The 17,836-nt window shown below is 31.8% G+C and carries 17 protein-coding genes; 16 read left to right on the forward strand and 1 reads right to left on the reverse strand.

Going from position 1 to position 17,836, the window contains the following annotated elements; genetic code table 11:
• The first annotated feature begins 50 nt into the window (after positions 1-50).
• The 12 genes from priA to CLCOS_RS22490 all read left to right on the forward strand — a co-directional run bounded on the left by priA (position 51) and on the right by CLCOS_RS22490 (position 12,050).
• Positions 51-2,252: a primosomal protein N' gene (gene priA / locus CLCOS_RS12630; RefSeq protein ID WP_063600176.1), complete on the forward strand. Its 2,202-nt coding sequence runs from the start codon at positions 51-53 to the stop codon at positions 2,250-2,252.
• A 105-nt stretch (positions 2,253-2,357) separates the two neighbouring features.
• The gene (def, locus tag CLCOS_RS12635; protein WP_013237921.1) at positions 2,358-2,816 is read left to right on the forward strand and encodes a peptide deformylase; all 459 of its coding nucleotides are present in this window, start codon (positions 2,358-2,360) and stop codon (positions 2,814-2,816) included.
• A complete protein-coding gene (gene fmt, locus CLCOS_RS12640) occupies positions 2,816-3,748 on the forward strand; it encodes a methionyl-tRNA formyltransferase (protein ID WP_063600177.1) in 933 nt (310 codons plus the stop codon). The genes def and fmt overlap by 1 nt, the downstream gene beginning before the upstream one ends.
• Before the next feature lie 20 nt (positions 3,749-3,768).
• On the forward strand, positions 3,769-4,449 hold the full coding sequence (locus CLCOS_RS12645; protein ID WP_013237923.1) for a zinc metallopeptidase: 681 nt from the start codon (positions 3,769-3,771) through the stop codon (positions 4,447-4,449).
• An 87-nt stretch (positions 4,450-4,536) separates the two neighbouring features.
• Entirely contained in the window at positions 4,537-5,868 is a 1,332-nt protein-coding gene (gene rsmB, locus CLCOS_RS12650; RefSeq protein WP_063600178.1) for a 16S rRNA (cytosine(967)-C(5))-methyltransferase RsmB, read from the forward strand.
• Positions 5,869-5,877: 9 nt separating this feature from the next.
• A complete protein-coding gene (gene rlmN / locus CLCOS_RS12655) occupies positions 5,878-6,915 on the forward strand; it encodes a 23S rRNA (adenine(2503)-C(2))-methyltransferase RlmN (protein ID WP_063600179.1) in 1,038 nt (345 codons plus the stop codon).
• A gap of 14 nt (positions 6,916-6,929) precedes the next feature.
• A complete protein-coding gene (locus CLCOS_RS12660) occupies positions 6,930-7,649 on the forward strand; it encodes a Stp1/IreP family PP2C-type Ser/Thr phosphatase (protein ID WP_013237926.1) in 720 nt (239 codons plus the stop codon).
• Positions 7,646-9,553 (forward strand): Stk1 family PASTA domain-containing Ser/Thr kinase, encoded by a 1,908-nt coding sequence (gene pknB / locus CLCOS_RS12665; protein ID WP_063600180.1) that lies wholly within the window; start codon positions 7,646-7,648, stop codon positions 9,551-9,553. Before CLCOS_RS12660 ends, pknB begins: the two co-directional genes overlap by 4 nt.
• Before the next feature lie 9 nt (positions 9,554-9,562).
• Entirely contained in the window at positions 9,563-10,426 is an 864-nt protein-coding gene (gene rsgA, locus CLCOS_RS12670; RefSeq protein WP_023163105.1) for a ribosome small subunit-dependent GTPase A, read from the forward strand.
• 40 nt (positions 10,427-10,466) lie between these two features.
• Positions 10,467-11,117 carry a ribulose-phosphate 3-epimerase gene (gene rpe, locus CLCOS_RS12675; RefSeq protein ID WP_063600181.1) on the forward strand — a complete coding sequence of 217 codons (651 nt, stop codon included), beginning with the start codon at positions 10,467-10,469 and terminating at the stop codon, positions 11,115-11,117.
• A 1-nt stretch (position 11,118) separates the two neighbouring features.
• Positions 11,119-11,754 carry a thiamine diphosphokinase gene (locus tag CLCOS_RS12680; RefSeq protein WP_023163106.1) on the forward strand — a complete coding sequence of 212 codons (636 nt, stop codon included), beginning with the start codon at positions 11,119-11,121 and terminating at the stop codon, positions 11,752-11,754.
• 122 nt (positions 11,755-11,876) lie between these two features.
• Positions 11,877-12,050 carry a hypothetical protein gene (locus CLCOS_RS22490; RefSeq protein ID WP_013237931.1) on the forward strand — a complete coding sequence of 58 codons (174 nt, stop codon included), beginning with the start codon at positions 11,877-11,879 and terminating at the stop codon, positions 12,048-12,050.
• Between the two features lie 135 nt (positions 12,051-12,185).
• Here CLCOS_RS22490 and rpmB read toward each other — a convergent pair whose 3' ends face one another.
• Positions 12,186-12,377 (reverse strand): 50S ribosomal protein L28, encoded by a 192-nt coding sequence (gene rpmB / locus CLCOS_RS12685; RefSeq protein WP_013237932.1) that lies wholly within the window; start codon positions 12,375-12,377, stop codon positions 12,186-12,188.
• 202 nt (positions 12,378-12,579) lie between these two features.
• Here rpmB and CLCOS_RS12690 point away from each other — a divergent pair, with 202 nt between their 5' ends.
• The 4 genes from CLCOS_RS12690 to rsmD all read left to right on the forward strand — a co-directional run bounded on the left by CLCOS_RS12690 (position 12,580) and on the right by rsmD (position 17,834).
• The gene (locus tag CLCOS_RS12690; RefSeq protein WP_013237933.1) at positions 12,580-12,930 is read left to right on the forward strand and encodes an Asp23/Gls24 family envelope stress response protein; all 351 of its coding nucleotides are present in this window, start codon (positions 12,580-12,582) and stop codon (positions 12,928-12,930) included.
• A gap of 17 nt (positions 12,931-12,947) precedes the next feature.
• Positions 12,948-14,612: a DAK2 domain-containing protein gene (locus CLCOS_RS12695; RefSeq protein WP_063600182.1), complete on the forward strand. Its 1,665-nt coding sequence runs from the start codon at positions 12,948-12,950 to the stop codon at positions 14,610-14,612.
• 286 nt (positions 14,613-14,898) lie between these two features.
• Positions 14,899-16,938 carry an ATP-dependent DNA helicase RecG gene (gene recG / locus CLCOS_RS12700; RefSeq protein WP_063600183.1) on the forward strand — a complete coding sequence of 680 codons (2,040 nt, stop codon included), beginning with the start codon at positions 14,899-14,901 and terminating at the stop codon, positions 16,936-16,938.
• Between the two features lie 335 nt (positions 16,939-17,273).
• Entirely contained in the window at positions 17,274-17,834 is a 561-nt protein-coding gene (gene rsmD, locus CLCOS_RS12705; RefSeq protein ID WP_063600184.1) for a 16S rRNA (guanine(966)-N(2))-methyltransferase RsmD, read from the forward strand.
• Positions 17,835-17,836 lie beyond the last annotated feature (2 nt).

The following is a 17,836-nucleotide window of genomic DNA, read 5'->3' on the forward strand; positions in this document are numbered from 1 at the left end:
TTAAATTTAAAATACCTCTCTTATTTAATGTTTATATAAAGGGTGATTTAGTGTATACATATGCAGGTATAATTGTAAACAATAGTTCTGTAAAATTAGATAAAATTTTTACCTATAAAATACCAGATAAGTTAAGTGGAAAAATTAGTATAGGTTCTAGAGTAAAAATACCTTTTGGTATGGGAAACAATAAATTAGATGGATTTGTAGTTAGGTTATATGAAGATGATATAGAAAGCAGGAAAATTAAAGAAATAAGTGATATATGTGAAAAATTCCCGCTTTTTACAAAAGAAGATTTAACTCTTATAGAAAAAATGAGAGAAATATACTTGTGTACATATCTAGAATGTATAAGAGTGTTTATTCCGAGGGGAACACTTAAAGGAATGAAAAAGAAAAAGGAAAGCCTAATTTATATTGGTAAAGATTTAGAAGGAAACTTTAATAAAGAACCATACATAGATATATATAAAGTAGTAAAAGAAAACAATGGAGTATACACTAAGAACTTTATAAGCAAAAATTATAAATTATCCCTATCATCTATAAATACTATGATAAAACACGGATTTCTTGTGGTTAATGAGAAAACTGTAGATAGGTATGATGTAAGACAGTATAGAGCGTATTCTAAAAAGGTACTGAATAGTGAGCAGCAGTATGCAGTAGACAATATAATAAACTCAGATAAAAACATATTTTTAATTCATGGAGTCACAGGTAGTGGTAAAACTGAAATTTACATGCATCTTGTTGAAAAGGCTATGGATAAAGGTAAGGAATCCATAATACTGGTGCCGGAAATTGCACTTACTCCACAAATGGTTGAAAGATTTAAAGGAAGATTCGGAAAAAATATAAGTGTATTTCATAGCAAATTATCAGATGGGGAAAGATATGATGAATGGATGAGGGTAAAGCTTGGCCAGGTGAAAGTTGCAATTGGTGCAAGATCTGCGGTATTTCTTCCATTTAATAACTTAGGACTTATAATAATAGATGAAGAACATGAGTGGAGCTACAAATCAGACAGTAATCCAAGGTATAATGCTAGAGAAATTGGACAGATGAAATGTAAACAATACAATTGTAAAATGATACTTGGCTCAGCCACACCTTCTATAGAAACGTATTATAAATGTAAGACTGGTGAAATTGAACTTATAGATATAAAAAACAGAGCAGATGGGGCACTTATGCCAGAAGTTGAAATTGTAGATATGAGGCAGGAACTTATAAATAACAATAAATCTATATTCAGTAGGGAACTTTATCAATGTATTTGTAACAGACTTTCAAAGGGTGAACAGATAATATTGTTTTTAAATAGGAGAGGCTATTCCACCTTTGTTTCTTGCAGAAAATGTGGTTATGTATTTAAATGCAATAATTGTGATATATCCTATACCTATCACCAGAATCAAAGAAAACTTGTTTGTCATTATTGTGGAAGCAGGATAGAAGTACCTAAAGTTTGTCCTAAATGTGGCAGTAAATATGTTAAATATTTTGGTGTGGGAACAGAAAAGGTGGAAAACCAGATAAAAGCTTATTTCCCTAAAGCAAGAACACTTAGAATGGATTTTGATACTACAAGAAGTAAAAATTCTTATGAAAATATCTATAATACATTCAAACAGGGAAAAGCAGATATACTTATAGGAACTCAAATGGTAGCAAAAGGTTTGGATTTTAAAAATGTAACTTTAGTAGGTGTAGTGGCTGCAGATTTGTCCCTTAATTTGCCGGATTTTAAATCTACAGAGAGGACATATGAACTTATAACCCAAGTTTCAGGAAGGGCAGGTAGAGGAGAAAAGCCTGGAAAAGTAATTATTCAAACTTATAATCCTGAAAATTACAGCATAAGATATGCAGCTAAAAATGATTACGATAGTTTTTATAGGGAAGAAATTGGAATAAGGGAAAATATGAGTTATCCCCCATTTGCAGATATACTTCTTATAAATATGAATAGTAAAAATGAAAATGTATTAATAAAAAATATACAAAATGTTGGTATATTCTTAAAAAAACTTCTTGAAAAAGATGATAAAATTATAATATTAGGACCATGTCCCTGTCAAATATCAAAAATAAAGGAATTGTACAGGTGGCAGATAATATTAAAAGGAAAGATAACCATAAATATTGCACAAAATGTTAAAGAAGTAGTTTATGATTTATTGAAAGATGTTTATAATGATATAAGAGTTAGTATAGATAGAAATCCTAACAGTATGTTGTAAGATATATTAATTTAGACGCAATTATCAATATGAAACAGGAAGGAGTTGAATAAGCCGTAAAAAATCTATCAATATATATTAGATTTCATTGAAACGGCAAATAATATGGCTTTGAGAACTGTCAGAAAATATGGAGATAGTATATTAAGAAAAAAAAGTAGGAAAGTAGAGGAAATAAATGAAAGAATCCATGTACTGTTAGATGACATGGAGGAAACCCTTTATGAAGAAGATGGTGTAGGACTTGCAGCACCTCAAGTGGGTGTTTTAAAGAGAGTTATAGTTATAGATGTTGGAGAAGGGATTTTAAAACTAGTGAATCCAGAAATTACATATTCTGAGGGTAAAGCCGTAGATATAGAAGGATGCTTGAGTATACCCGGAAGTGAAGGGGAGGTTGAAAGGCCAAAGAAAGTAAAGGTAAAAGCATTAAATGAGAAAGGTGAAGAGATTGTAATAGAAGGTGAGGATTTGCTTGCCAGAGCACTTTGCCATGAAATAGACCATTTAAATGGCATACTCTTCATAGATAAAATCATAAAAAAAGGTGAGGTAACTAAGTAATGAATATAGTTTTTATGGGAACACCTGAATTTTCGGTGCCATCTTTAAAAAGATTAATAGAGGAATTTAATGTTGAAGCTGTATTTACTCAACCAGATAAACCAAAGGGAAGAGGTAAAAAGTTATCTTTTTCCGAAGTTAAAGAAGAGGCTCTTAAACACGATATTCCAATATATCAACCCCTTAAGTTAAAAAATGATGCAGAGGCAATTTCTGCTTTAACAAAGATAAGACCAGATTTCATAGTGGTAGTTGCCTATGGACAGATACTTACAAAACAAGTTCTGGATATACCTAAGTATGGATGCATAAATCTTCATGCTTCACTTTTACCTAAATATAGGGGAGCAGCACCTATAAACTGGTGTATTATAAATGGAGAAAGTGAAAGTGGAAATACTACTATGTTTATGGATACAGGGCTTGATACAGGAGATATGCTTTTAAGCAGCAATGTTAAAATTGCAGATAATATGACAGCTGGTGAACTCCACGATGTGCTTATGGAAGATGGAGCAGAACTATTGGTCAAAACATTAAAAGGACTGGAAAAAGGTGATATTGTAAGAAAAAAACAGGGAGAAACTACAACTGAGTATGCTGGAATGTTGAATAAGAGTATGGCAAAGATAAATTGGAATTTAAATTGTAAAGACATAAAAAATTTTGTAAGAGGTTTAAATCCATGGCCTATTGCATATACTCAATATAAGAATGATAATATGAAAATATATGAGGTGGAGTGCTTGGATGAAAGTTGTGGTGAGGAACCAGGCTGTATAATAGATGTATCCAAAAATGGAATTAAAGTTGCCTGTGGAAATGGCACTGTACTCATAAAAAAAATACAATTTCCTGGAAGAAAACCCATGAATGTAAGTGAATATATAAAAGGACATTCTATAGAAAAAAACATTGTATTAAAAAAGTAATTTGTGGAGGTGGTTAACCTATGTTTTTCTTTGACAGCAGTTTTATTATACTCATTCCTGCGATTTTAGTAGCAGCTTGGGCACAGTATAAAGTATCGTCCACTTTTAATAAATATTCAAGATATAGAAGTCAAAATGGATATACAGGTGCTCAGGTAGCTAGGATGCTTTTAGATGGCAGTGGTTTATATGATGTACCAGTAGAGCTGATACCAGGAAAACTCAGTGATCACTATGATCCTTCAAAAAGAGTTATGAGACTTTCAGAAGAAGTTTATTATGGAAATTCTGTGGCGTCAATTGGGGTTGCAGCTCATGAAACAGGGCACGCAATTCAGCACAAAAACGGGTATGTACCACTTATTATAAGAAATTCCATTGTACCTGCAGTTAACTTTGGTTCTAGTGCGTCCTGGATACTATTTTTAGCAGGAATTATTTTAGGAATTAAGGGACTTGTGAATATAGGTATAATTTTATTTACTTTAGTAGTTTTGTTTCAGATAATAACTCTTCCAGTAGAATTCAATGCGTCAAGTAGAGCATTAAAAATATTAGAAAGAAGAAATATATTATATTCCGATGAGTTAGTTGGAGCTAGATCTGTTTTAAGTGCTGCTGCAATGACTTATGTAGCTGCAGCGTTAACGGCTATAGCTAATTTATTAAGACTTATATATATAAGTAGGGACAGAGATTAAAATATATATTTTAGACATTTTAAAGAAAATAGGCTAGTGTACTGACTGGTTATTTCTTTGAAAATGTCTTAAGTTAGAGGTAAAAAGATGAATGGAGCAAGAAGTACAGCTGTAGAAATACTTAATGAGGTATTGGAAAGTAATGCATATTCTAATAAAGTTTTAAATACGTATTTAAATAAGAATAATTTAAACAAAAAGGATAAGGCTTTAGTTACTGAAATAGTATATGGTACTTTAAAATATATGTATACTATTGACACTATACTAGATGATTTCATAAAAAGTAGTTTAAAGAAGATGAATATAGATATAGTAAATATACTGAGAATTTCTATATATCAACTCAGGTACCTAGATAAAATACCTGAGTTTGCAGTAGTAAATGAAGCCGTAGAACTTTCGAAAAAAAAGTCAAAGGGGCTCTCAAAATTAGTCAATGGAGTCTTAAGAAATTACTTGAGAAATAAAGATAATTTGCACTGTGAACATAATGACAATAAAATAGATAACTTGTGTTTTAAATATTCATTTCCAAGGTGGATGACTTTGCTTTTTATTCATCAATATGGAGAAGCTGTAGGTGAGAGTATATTACAATCACTTAATTACATACCCAAAGTTACAGTTAGAGTTAATGGATTAAAAATTGATTATAAAAGTGTTTGGGATGAACTTTTAAAAAATGGATATGACATACAAAAAGGTAAAATATGCAAGGAAGCTGTAGTAATAAATAGAGGCAGCAATATAGAGGAAAATCCACTTTTTAAAAAAGGATATATAACAGCACAGGATGAAAGTGCCATGCTTGTAGCACATATTGTAGACCCGGAAGAAAATATGACCATACTTGATATGTGCAGTGCACCTGGAGGAAAGTCCTGCCATATGGCAGAACTTATGAAAAATACAGGAGTAATATATGCCTATGATTTACATGAGAATAAATTAAGATTTGTAGAAGAAAACGCAAATAGAATGGATATTAAAAACATAAAATGTAATAAGTTAGATGCGGAAAAATATGTAGAACAGTTTGAAGCTACAGCAGATAGAGTGCTAATAGATGTGCCATGCTCAGGACTAGGAATAGTAAGAAAGAAACCTGAAATTAAATGGAACAAAAGTATGAAGTCTTTAAATAGCCTTATAAATGTGCAGAGAAAAATCATGTTAAATGCTTCAAGATATGTAAAAGATGGTGGAAAACTTATATATTCTACTTGTACCTTAAATAAAAGTGAAAATGAAGATAACATAAATTGGTTTATTAGAGAAAATCCCCAGTATAAATTAGAAAAAATTTATTGTGGTGATTTTGACAACATAATTTATCATAAAGAGGGATATATAACTATATTGCCCGATGATAATATGGATGGATTTTTTATTGCAAAAATGATAAAACATAGGTAGGTGCAATATATGGATAATATTCTTGACTTTGATATGGAAGAATTGAAAAGTTGGATGAGAGACAATTGTGAAAGTGAATTCAGAGCAAAACAGATAATGGACTGGATATATAAAAATGGTCAATGCGATTTTGATAATATGACCAATATACCTAAGAAGTTACTAAAAAAGTTAAAAACAAATTTTTACATAGGTACTACTGAATTAGTTAAAAAATGTGAGTCAAAATTTAAAGATACTTTTAAATTTTTATATGAATATAAAGATGGAAATATGGTGGAAACTGTAGTTATGAAATATAAACATGGTAATTCCATATGTATTTCAACTCAAGTAGGATGTAGGATGGGATGTAAGTTTTGTGCATCTACAATAGATGGAATGGTTAGAAACTTGACAGCAGGAGAAATGTTAGGCCAAATTTTAAAATCCCAGAATGAAATAGGAGAGAGGATATCCAATATAGTGCTTATGGGAAGTGGGGAACCCCTAGATAATTATGAAAATGTGTTGAAGTTTTTAAAAATAGTAAATTCTGAGTACAGTTTCAACATAGGCCAAAGACATATAACCTTGTCAACTTGTGGTATAGTACCTAAGATAAAGGATTTAGCAGATAGGGATCTTCAGATAACTTTGGCCATATCACTACATGCTCCAAATGACGTTATGAGAAAAAAAATAATGCCTATTGCAAATAAATATTCCATAAAAGATGTAATAGATGCATGTAAGTATTATATAGAAAAGACGGGTAAAAGGGTATCTTTTGAATACGCTTTGGTAAGTGGAGTAAATGACAGTTTAAAATGTTGTGATGAATTAACTGAACTTATAAGTGGATTATTGTGCCATGTTAATTTAATACCAGTCAATGAAGTTAAGGAAAATAACTTAAAAAAATCTTCTTCTGATGATGTAAAGAAATTTTACCATAGGTTGATTAAGAATAAAATAGAGACTACTATAAGAAGAGAAATGGGTTCAGACATAGACGCTGCTTGCGGACAATTGAGGAGAAGTTATTTAAAATCGAAAAAGTTATAGAGAGGGTGTAGAAAATGGTGGGGATCTTATCAGATGTAGGTAAGGTAAGAAAGCTAAATGAAGATTTTGTAGATTTCTATAATGGTAAAAATTTTAACTTATATGTAATAGCAGATGGAATGGGTGGACACAATGCAGGAGAGGTAGCCAGCAAGATTGCTGTGGAAACAACCATTTCTTACATGAAATCAAATGAAACATCAAATATGGAGGAAGATTTATTAAAAGCTGTAAGTGTAGCAAATGATAAAATTTATGAACTTTCTATTAGCAACAGTCAATTTGGTGGAATGGGGACAACTATAACAGTCTGCCTTGTAAAAGATAAAGATATGATAGTAGCAAATGTAGGGGATAGTAGTTGCTATGTTGTAAAATATGATGGTATAACAAAAGTGACTAAAGATCACTCTTTAGTACAACAACTGGTGGATGAAGGTAGTATAACTGAAGAAGAAGCTGCAATTCATCCTAACAAAAATATAATAACAAGAGCGCTTGGAACTAATAAGTCTGTAAAAGTAGATATATTTAAAGTAAATTTAGAAGATGTAAATAGAGTAATAATGTGTACTGACGGGCTATCTAATGGAGTAAATATGAACGAAATGTATGATATAATAATGAATAACAATAACGAAGATGCTTGCAAGCAGCTAATAGAACTAAGTAAGCTTAGAGGTGGAAAGGATAATATATCAGTTATTGTATTTGAAGGAGAGTGTAAAAAATGATAGGGACTATGCTAGGGAATAGATATGAGTTGCTTGAAAAAATAGGAGAGGGAGGTATGGCTATTGTTTATAGGGCCAAAGACCACCTCTTGAGCAGAAACGTAGCTGTTAAAATTCTCAAAGAAGAATTTTCAAGTGATGGAGAATTTGTAGAGAAATTTAAAAGGGAAGCAGCAGCAGCAGCAAGTCTTTCAGATAATAATATAGTGAACATATATGATGTAGGTACACAGAAGGATATAAACTACATAGTAATGGAATGTGTTATTGGAAAGACTTTAAAACAAGTAATAAAAGAAGAAAAGAAAATACCTCCTGCAAGGGCAGTAGAAGTAGCTATTCAAATAGCTAAAGCTTTGAAATGTGCCCATAAGAATAATATTATACATAGAGATATAAAACCTCATAATATTCTTGTGACAGAAGATGGTATAGTAAAAGTAACGGACTTTGGTATAGCCAAAGCCTCGGATTCAGTTACAATAACTAATTCTAATAAGATAATGGGTTCTGCACACTACTTTTCCCCAGAACAAGCAAAAGGAAGCTTTGTAGACTTTAGAACAGATATTTACTCCCTTGGCATAGTTATGTATGAAATGGTTACAGGACGTGTTCCCTATGATGCAGAAAGTCCTGTATCAATAGCACTAAAACATATACAAGAACCTGTAGTTCCACCAAATCAGTTAAATGAAAATATACCAGATAGTTTAAATAGACTTATTCTGAAAGCTGTGGAAAAAGAGCCTATAAGAAGATATCAGACAATGGAAGATATGTTAGTGGATTTGAAAAAGATAGAAAATAATCAAAAAATCAATTTGTCAGATGATGACTTAAGTGGTGATATGACTAGGATAATGGATCCTGTAGATGTAAACAATGCTTATAAAAATGAGGACGATTATGATGATGAAGTAGAGCCAGCAAGAAAACCAGTTAAATTAAACTTAGACCCTAAAAAGAAAAAGAGAATATTGACCACCGCAATAGGTGTTCTTGTAGTTGTAATAGGTATAATTTCAGGATATATTTGGTATAACAAGGTATATAGCAGCGGAGACATAACTGTGCCGAGTATTGTAGGCATGAAACAGGATGATGCCAAACAGTTAGTAGAAAGCAAAAAGCTTAATTTTGTAATAGGTGGCAAAGAAAAAAGTGACAAACCAGAAGGAACAGTAATAGATTGTTTTCCTAAATCAGGAACAAAGGTAAAATCAAACTCAGATGTAAGGGTAATTATAAGCAGTGGATCTGATTCACTGACTGTTCCAAATTTAGTTGGAGTAGATTTTGCTACTGCAAAGGATATTATATCAAACAGTGGGCTCACTTTGGGAAATGTATCTTACAGACACAGTGACGATGTAGCAGAAGGAGATGTTATAAGCCAAGATCCTACAGCAGATAGTAAAGCTCAAAATGGTACAAAAGTAAATCTTGTGGTAAGTAAGGGAGCAGATGCAAAATATGTAACAGTACCAGATGTTTCAGGCAAAAACATAGAAGAAGCAGCTTCTATAATGGCAGGTTCAGGACTTAAGGTTTCTAGAAATCCAGTAGCTACTTCAGATAAATCTCAGAGTGGAGTTGTAACAAGCCAAAGCATAGGAGGATCACAGCAAGTTAAAGAAGGTACTACGGTAAGCTTAACTTATTATGAATATAAAGAAACTCAAAATGATCAAAGTAGTAATTTAGGAACCCCAACTGGAGGAAAAAGCACTGGAAACAGCGGACAAAGTAAGGATGGAAGCGATACAGGAAGCGGAAGCGGGTCTAGCGGAAGTAAATCTGATAATGGAAGCGGCACAGGCAGTTCTTCTTCTGATGGAGGTACAGGAAACAATGGAAATACAAATACGGGTGGTACAGGAAATTCAGATAAAACAAATTAGGAGGAATTTATGCAGGGAACTATAGTTAAGGGTATAGGAGGATTTTATTATATAAAAACAGATAATGGGGTAATTGAATGTAAGGCAAGGGGAAAGTTTAGGCATAATTCACTTTCCCCTATGGTAGGAGATAAAGTTGATATTGCACTAGAAAAAGAGCAGGGAGTTATTAATAGAATCTATCCTAGAAAAACTAAATTGAAGAGACCTGCTGTAGCTAATGTAACCCAGGCACTGGTAGTTTTTGCATTTAACCGTCCTGAAATAAATGAAGATCTATTAAATAGATTTCTTATAAGCTGTGAATTGAATAATTTGAAAATAGTAGTTTGCTTTAATAAGCTGGATTTAGCAGAAGAAAAGGAAAAATCCGATATAGCCAATACTATGAAAAAAATAGGCTATGACGTAATATTTTTAACGGCAAAAGAGAATTGTGGAATTGATAAAATTAAAGAAAAGCTTAAAGGAAATATTACGGTATTGTGTGGTCCATCAGGAGTTGGAAAATCTACTATTTTAAATGCCATTTCAGGAAAAGAGATTATGGAAACGGGTGAGATAAGTCAAAAATTGAAGAGAGGAAAACACACTACAAGACATAGTGAGCTAATAGAATTGGAAGAAGGGCTTATAGTGGATACTCCGGGATTTTCCTCTCTGGATATATCTGATATATCAGAGGAAAAACTTCAGTATTGTTTTCCAGAGTTTACTGACCTTATAGGGAAATGTAAATTTACAGGTTGTTTTCATTATAAAGAACCGAATTGTGCTATTAAAGCTTCTGTTGAAGATGGCAAAATAGATAGAAAAAGATATGAGTTTTACATTAAGGTTTTAAATGAAATTATAAGTAAAAAAAAGTATTGAGCTGCTCATATAGCAGTATAGATTAAGGAGAGAGAAACATATGATAAGAATAGCACCTTCAATATTATCTGCAGATTTTTCAAAATTAGGGGAAGATATAAAAAGTCTGGACAAATATGGGGCCGATTTAATTCATATAGACGTAATGGATGGAAATTTTGTACCAAATATATCTTTTGGAGTACCTATTATTAAAAGCATAAGGCCTCTTACAAAGTTACCTTTTGACGTACATTTAATGATAGAAGAACCTTCAAGATATGTGGAGGATTTTGTAAAAGCAGGAGCAGATATTATAACAGTTCATTTCGAGGCGGATAGGCATATAGATAGGACTATAAATTATATAAAAAGTTTTGGGGTAAAAGTTGCAGTTGCACTGAATCCAGCTACCTTAGTAGATAATATAAAGTACTTAATACCTTATTTAGACATGGTTCTCATAATGTCTGTAAATCCAGGATTTGGAGGACAAAAATATATAGAGTATTGTTCTGATAAACTTAAGTACATAAAAGAATTAAGCAGTAAATGTAACAAAAATTTAATGATAGAGGTAGACGGCGGTGTTTCAAAGGGCAATATAGCAAAAATAGTAGATAGCGGTGCTAATGTAATAGTAGCGGGTTCTGCTGTATTTAAGGGTGGAAATATAGAAGAGAACATAAGATTATTAAGAGGGGAAATTTAAAATGAAAGCAATCATAGTATCTGGGGGCAGTGCTCCATCTAGAAAATTAATTGAAGAGGAAATTGATGAAGATTCTATTTTGATTTGTGCAGATGGAGGGGCAAATTGTCTCTATGAGTATAAAATTATACCGGATTATTTAATTGGAGATTTTGACTCTATAGACAAGAATGTTTTAACGTTTTTTAAAAGTAAAAAATGTTCTATAGATACATATCCTAGGGCTAAGGATTTTACGGATACTGAAATTGCAGTAGAAAAGTCCCTGGAATTAAAAGTAGACCAGATAGTAATGCTTGCATGTACTGGAAGCAGGATAGACCATGTTTTAGCCAACTTAGGTATGCTTTTAAAATGTAACCGCAGTGGAGTGAAGGCATATATAAAGGATGAACATAATATTATTGAATTATTATGCAAGACAACGACAATAAAAGGATATCCTGGAGAGACCTTTTCCCTCCATGCCTACTGCAATGTAGTCAAAAATTTAAATATAATAGGTGCTAGATATAAGTTAAGTAATTATGATTTGGCTTTAGGTGATGCAAGGACAGTATCTAATGAATTTATTGAAGAGGAAGCCCGTATAGTGTTTGATAGCGGTATGCTTTTGTGTATGCACAGTAAGGATTGAACAGACAATAAGACAAACTTTTAATAGTATAGATGGTTAAAAGTTTGTAATTATAAAAAGTAGTAACGATATGAAGGTATTATGCATATAATAGTATAAAGCAATTTTTAAGGGATAATAACGTGAAAAAGAAAAGCTGTATTAGAAGAAGAACAAAGAAAAAAATAGGATTAATAGCTTTATCTATAGGTGTTGGATTTTTAATGACAGTTATTATCCCAATATGGGGCTGGATAATAGCTGCAGGCATGGGACTAATTTATTGTGGATGGTATTTAATAAGTTATCATAGATAAGGGGGTAGTTTAATGAAAATTATTGCATTTAAGCTTCCAGGAGTTCTATCTGCAATTATAAAATTTTTCACTAAAAAAAAATAAGTACTTAAAAACAAAAATGCAATTGTATATAAACAACTGCATTTTTATTTTTTATATAGCACGCTGAACCTTTCCTGAACGAAGGCATCTTGAACAAACATGTATAGTTTTTGGTGTTCCATTAACTATAGCTTTAACTTTTCTTACGTTTGGAGTCCAAGTCCTTTTAGATTGACGGTGGGAGTGGCTGTATTGTACTCCAAATACTACACCTTTTCCACATATTTCACACTTCTTTGACATTAAAAACACCTCCTTATGAGTCCTCTAAAATTCAAACACCACTTATTTTATCACAGAAAGCATAATAAGTGCAAGTAAATAGTAAAATTTAAGTAAATGTCCTTTTTCATAGAGCTAATATTTCCTTGAATAAATGTTTTATTTAATATAAAATATGTTTATGGTATTATAGAATATAATACTTTAGTAGGGAGGTTTTTGTATGATAGCTAGTATTGCCGGAGAAAATGGGTATATTGACTATTCGGAAGAAGTAGTTGCAAACATAGTTGGGTTATCAACTATGGAATGCTATGGAGTAGTGGGTATGGCTTCCAAAAACGCAAAAGATGGCTTTTGGGAATTAATAAAAGGTGGAAGTTTTAATAAAGGAGTAAGGGTTCGTTCTCAAAATAATGAACTTATAATAGAACTATATATAATAGTGGAATATGGAACAAAAATATCAGTGATTTCAAATAGTATAATACAGAGGATAAAGTATAATGTAGAAAACTACACAGGACTCAAAGTATCAACTATTACAGTAAATGTTCAAGGTGTTAGAGTCTAGGGAGGTAATTCGTAAAAATGGAATACTTAAATATAGATGGACATCACTTTTACAACATGGTTGTAAATGCTAGCAATAAACTCGAGAATCAAAAAGATTTTGTTAACTCATTAAATGTGTTTCCTGTTCCCGATGGTGATACGGGAACTAATATGTCTATGACCTTTAAAAGTGCAGTACTTGAGGTAAGTAATTCTAAAGATAGCTCTATAGAAAGTATCTCTAAACAATTAGCAAGAGGTGCGCTTATGGGGGCAAGAGGAAATTCAGGGGTAATACTGTCTCAGATATTTAGAGGAATAGCAAAAGGTCTTCAGGGAAAAAAGCAGGTAAATTCAGAAGAATTTGCAAATAGCTTACAAGAGGGAGCAAAATCTGCTTATAAAGCTGTTATGCGTCCTACAGAAGGGACCATATTAACTGTTATAAGAGCTGCTGGCGAAAGTGCTGTTAAGTCCAGTAAAGAGGATATAACTGAGTTACTTCAAGATGTATGTAGTTATAGTAGAACTATATTGAATAAAACGCCTGACATGCTTCCTGTTCTAAAAAAAGCAAAAGTAGTAGATGCAGGTGGAATGGGCCTTCTAATAATACTTCAAGGAATGCAGGAAGTTTTAAGGGATGGTAAGGAAAATGTAGTTGTAGAAGAGGCTCACGATAAAGAAGTTAAATCTGCAGTTAAAGATTTAGGACAGCAGGATATAAAATATGGATATTGCACAGAATTCTTTATCCATTCTAAAGGAACTTGTATAAATGAATTTAAGAAAAAGTTAGAGACCATGGGAGATTCTATGGTAGTGGTGGATGATGAAGATATAATTAAGGTGCACATTCACACAAATGATCCAGGATGGATTCTTTCAGAGGCAATTAAGCTAGGGGAACTGTCAAAAATAAAAGTAGATAATATGAGAGAACAGCACAGACATCTTTTAAGTATAGAAAATTTTGAGGAAAATTCTGATGAAGATAAGGCTTATGATAGTGAGAAACTTAGTTATGAAGAAAAAACTGAGTCACAAAAGTATGCACTTATTTCAGTAGCTATGGGAGATGGAATTAAGAGTATATTTGAGGACTTGGGAGTAGATTACGTAATAGAAGGCGGACAGACCATGAATCCCAGTACTGAAGATATATTGAATTGTATAAATAAAGTAAATGCTAAAAATATAATTATATTGACTAATAATAAAAATATAATTATGTCTGCTAATCAGGCAAAAGAAATATCCAATAAAAATGTAAAGATTGTGCCTAGTAAGACAATACCACAAGGTATTACGGCAATAACATCATTTAATTCAGATATGGATATAGATGAAAATATAAGTACTATGGAAAGGGCACTAACTACAGTGACTACTGGTTCTGTGACCTATGCGGTTAGAGATACAGAAATAGATGATATAAGCATAAAAAAGGGAGATATATTAGGGCTTATTGATGGAAAGATAGAGCAAGTTGGAAAGGACATTTTTGAAGTTTGTGGCGAGCTTTTAAACCATATGATAAAAGAAGATAGTGAACTTATAAGTATATATTATGGTATAGATTGTGAAGAAGAAAAAGTAAAGCATTTTGTAGAAGAAATTGAGAAGAAGTATACTGAAATGGACGTACAATGTTATAGTGGAAAACAGCCTTTATACTATTTTATAGTTTCTGTTGAATAAAAAAAGCGTAAAGCTTTTTTTATTTTTGGTATTTATCCGATGACTACCTGCTTTAATACTTCCACGCACTCTGTGAAAGCGACTATCACCAAATCAAAGATTTGGGATATCTGCTTTTCTCCAAGTAGGAGTAAAGAGTAGCTACGTCCCTGGATAATGATTTTCCCTAAAGGATAACGTATTCTAAGTGCTGAAGCACTAAGAATACTGTTTCTAAGCATCAGGTGGAGTTAAAACTCCATCTGATGCTTAGAACTCTGTTTAATAAGAAGGCAGGTGAGAGTTTGTGAAGCTAAGTGAGGATATCGGATCTTTAAAAGGAGTAGGTAAGGTAACTTGTAAAAACTTAAACAGATGTTGTATATTCAACATACTTGACTTGCTCTTATATTTTCCAAGAGATTATGATATTATTTCTAGCTGCAGTGATTTAAAAGGGAACACAGAAGGAAAGGTCATGATAGATTGTAAGGTTAATTCGATAGAAAGAGATATAAGGACTAGGACTGGTAAAATAATCTCTACAATTGTTTTTGAAAATAGAAATGGACTTTTTAAGGCAAAATGGTTTAATCAACCTTATGTGAAAAAGAAGTTTAAGATAGATGCTGAATATAGAATAGCAGGTAAAATCCAGCATTACAGAGGAAACAGTGTTATAACAAATCCTAAAGTGGTAAATATTAATTCAAATAGCAAAATTGAAGAAAAAATACTTCCTATATACCCTTTAAAGTCAGGAATAACTAACAATACATTTATAAAACTTATATCTTATGTACTTACTAAAGTGAGTATAGATGAAAATTTACCTAAGTGGATAATTACAAAATATAAGTTCTGTAGTTTGGATAAAGCTATAAGGATAATACATAATCCAGTTAATTTTAGAGAATTGAGAGAAGGGAAAAAGAGACTTAAATTTCAGGAACTTTTTACTTACTCTCTAAAAATTTTGATGTTAAAAGAGTATTTTGGGAAAAATAAAAAAGGGGTAGCCTTTAAAATAGCTCCAGAGTTAATAGAACTAAAGAATAAATTACCATATAAACTTACAAAAGCTCAAAATAAAGTTATAAGAGAAATACTTATAGATGAAAAAAGAGAGGTTCCTATGAATAGGCTGCTGCAAGGAGATGTAGGAAGTGGGAAGACTGTAGTGGCGTTAATATCTATTTTTAATGTAGTAAAGAACGGTTATCAAGCAGTTCTAATGGCCCCCACCGAAATATTGGCACAGCAGCACTATGAAGAAGCTATGAAGCTTTTAGAGGGTTTTGACGTAGAAATAGAACTATTGTGTGGAAGTGTTACCCCAAAAAATAAAGATGAAATAAAAGAAAAATTAAAAATGGGTGAAATAGATATTATAATAGGAACCCATGCTTTAATTGAAGATAATGTGAAGTTTAAAAATATAGGAATAGTAGTTACAGATGAGCAGCATAGATTTGGAGTGATGCAGAGAAGTAAACTTGTAAATAAGGGAGATCATGTAGATACTCTTATTATGACAGCTACGCCTATTCCAAGAACTTTGAGTTTGTATTTATATGGTGATTTAAATGTATCAACTATAGATGAACTTCCTCCAGGAAGGCAGAAGATAGATACTTATTACAGAGATAAAAATTCAAGAGACAAAGTTTATAAATTTGCTTTGGAGGAAATAAAGAGGGGAAGACAAGTATATGTAGTATGTCCCCTTGTAGAGGAAAACGAGGAGTTAGATTTAAGTTCTGTAGAAGATATATATGAGGAATTAAAAGAGAAATATTTTAAAAACATACAGATAGATATACTGTATGGAAAAATGCAGCCGAAACTTAAAGAAGAAAAGATGAATAAATTTAAAAATGGCGAGATAAAAGTTATAATTTCAACTACGGTTATAGAAGTAGGCATAAATGTGCCAAATGCTACGGTTATGATAATAGAAAATGCAGAGAGATTTGGGCTTGCACAGCTGCATCAGTTGAGGGGAAGAGTAGGAAGAGGCTCTTATAAATCATATTGCATTTTGATTGCAGATATTAAAAATGACATAATAAGAAAAAGAATGGAGATAATGAGAAGCAGTAATGATGGATTTTTTATTGCAGAGCAAGATCTGAAGATAAGGGGTTCAGGAGAAATTTTTGGATTTAGGCAGCACGGGGAAGATGAACTTGTTTTCTCTAATCTAGTAGAGGATATAAATATACTTAAAGAAGCTAATAGGGAAGCTAAAAGACTTTTAGCAAGTAGAGATGAGGAAGATATAAGAATAAAAGAAGAAATATTAAATAATTTAGAAAGAACTTCAAAATTTATAAGTTTTAATTAATTGTTAATTTGACCACATAATCAAGTGGTTCTTAGGTTCAGGTGGAGTTTGCTTATAAGGAATACCTTTTCTCCATCTGAACCTTAGAAGAACTTATCCAGGCGCGTAGCAGTGCTTATCCCACACTTTGAAGAAGATGGGGGTGTTAGCAATGGTAGCGATCGGATAAATTAAATTAATATGAGAATAATGAAAACTGAATTAATGTACAATTCATAATAATTGTGTAGGATGCATTATGAATTTTAAATAATTTTTGAATAATATAAAAATATATGCTAAAATATTATAAAATGACTATAGTATGTAAAAAACATAAAGTAGGAGGAAAATTTATGAGAATAATTGCAGGTCTTGCCAGAGGAAGAAAATTAATGTCTCCTAATGGGTATAATATTACGAGGCCTACTTTAGATAGAGTTAAGGAAGCCATGTTTAATATAATTCAGAATAGAGTCTATGGTTCGAAAGTATTAGACGTATTTGCAGGCACAGGGAGCTTAGGACTTGAAGCTGCAAGCCGTGGCGCAGAAAAATGTTATTTAGTTGACAGAAGTAGTGACACTTTTTACTTTTTAGACAAAAATGTGGAGAATTTAGGATTTTCTAATATATGTAAAACTATTAATAAGGATTCTTATGAAGCCTTACAGGAACTTTCAAGAAAAAATTTGATGTTCGACATAATATTTATTGATCCACCTTATAAAAAGGATATGATTCCACCAGCTGTAGAGATAATTGAAAGTAAAAACCTACTGCAAAAAGATGGAATTATAGTTACTAAAATTGATACCAGTGAAGAAATATATCAAGGAAATATTAATATAGTTTTAATGAATCATAGAAAATATGGAAAAACTACGGTATGCTTTTATAAATATAAGGAGGATTAATT

Origin of the sequence: Clostridium coskatii (assembly GCF_001675205.1) — a bacterium.
Classification (GTDB): domain Bacteria; phylum Bacillota; class Clostridia; order Clostridiales; family Clostridiaceae; genus Clostridium_B; species Clostridium_B ljungdahlii.

Bases quoted from the DNA above. Each gene is read 5' to 3' on its own strand.
- def (WP_013237921.1), top strand. From the start codon at position 2,358: ATGGCTTTGAGAACTGTCAGAAAATATGGAGATAGTATATTAAGAAAA.
- fmt (WP_063600177.1), top strand. From the start codon at position 2,816: ATGAATATAGTTTTTATGGGAACACCTGAATTTTCGGTGCCATCTTTA.
- CLCOS_RS12645 (WP_013237923.1), top strand. From the start codon at position 3,769: ATGTTTTTCTTTGACAGCAGTTTTATTATACTCATTCCTGCGATTTTA.
- rsmB (WP_063600178.1), top strand. From the start codon at position 4,537: ATGAATGGAGCAAGAAGTACAGCTGTAGAAATACTTAATGAGGTATTG.
- rlmN (WP_063600179.1), top strand. From the start codon at position 5,878: ATGGATAATATTCTTGACTTTGATATGGAAGAATTGAAAAGTTGGATG.
- CLCOS_RS12660 (WP_013237926.1), top strand. From the start codon at position 6,930: ATGGTGGGGATCTTATCAGATGTAGGTAAGGTAAGAAAGCTAAATGAA.
- pknB (WP_063600180.1), top strand. From the start codon at position 7,646: ATGATAGGGACTATGCTAGGGAATAGATATGAGTTGCTTGAAAAAATA.
- rsgA (WP_023163105.1), top strand. From the start codon at position 9,563: ATGCAGGGAACTATAGTTAAGGGTATAGGAGGATTTTATTATATAAAA.
- rpe (WP_063600181.1), top strand. From the start codon at position 10,467: ATGATAAGAATAGCACCTTCAATATTATCTGCAGATTTTTCAAAATTA.
- CLCOS_RS12680 (WP_023163106.1), top strand. From the start codon at position 11,119: ATGAAAGCAATCATAGTATCTGGGGGCAGTGCTCCATCTAGAAAATTA.
- rpmB (WP_013237932.1), bottom strand. From the start codon at position 12,377: ATGTCAAAGAAGTGTGAAATATGTGGAAAAGGTGTAGTATTTGGAGTA.
- CLCOS_RS12690 (WP_013237933.1), top strand. From the start codon at position 12,580: ATGATAGCTAGTATTGCCGGAGAAAATGGGTATATTGACTATTCGGAA.
- CLCOS_RS12695 (WP_063600182.1), top strand. From the start codon at position 12,948: ATGGAATACTTAAATATAGATGGACATCACTTTTACAACATGGTTGTA.
- rsmD (WP_063600184.1), top strand. From the start codon at position 17,274: ATGAGAATAATTGCAGGTCTTGCCAGAGGAAGAAAATTAATGTCTCCT.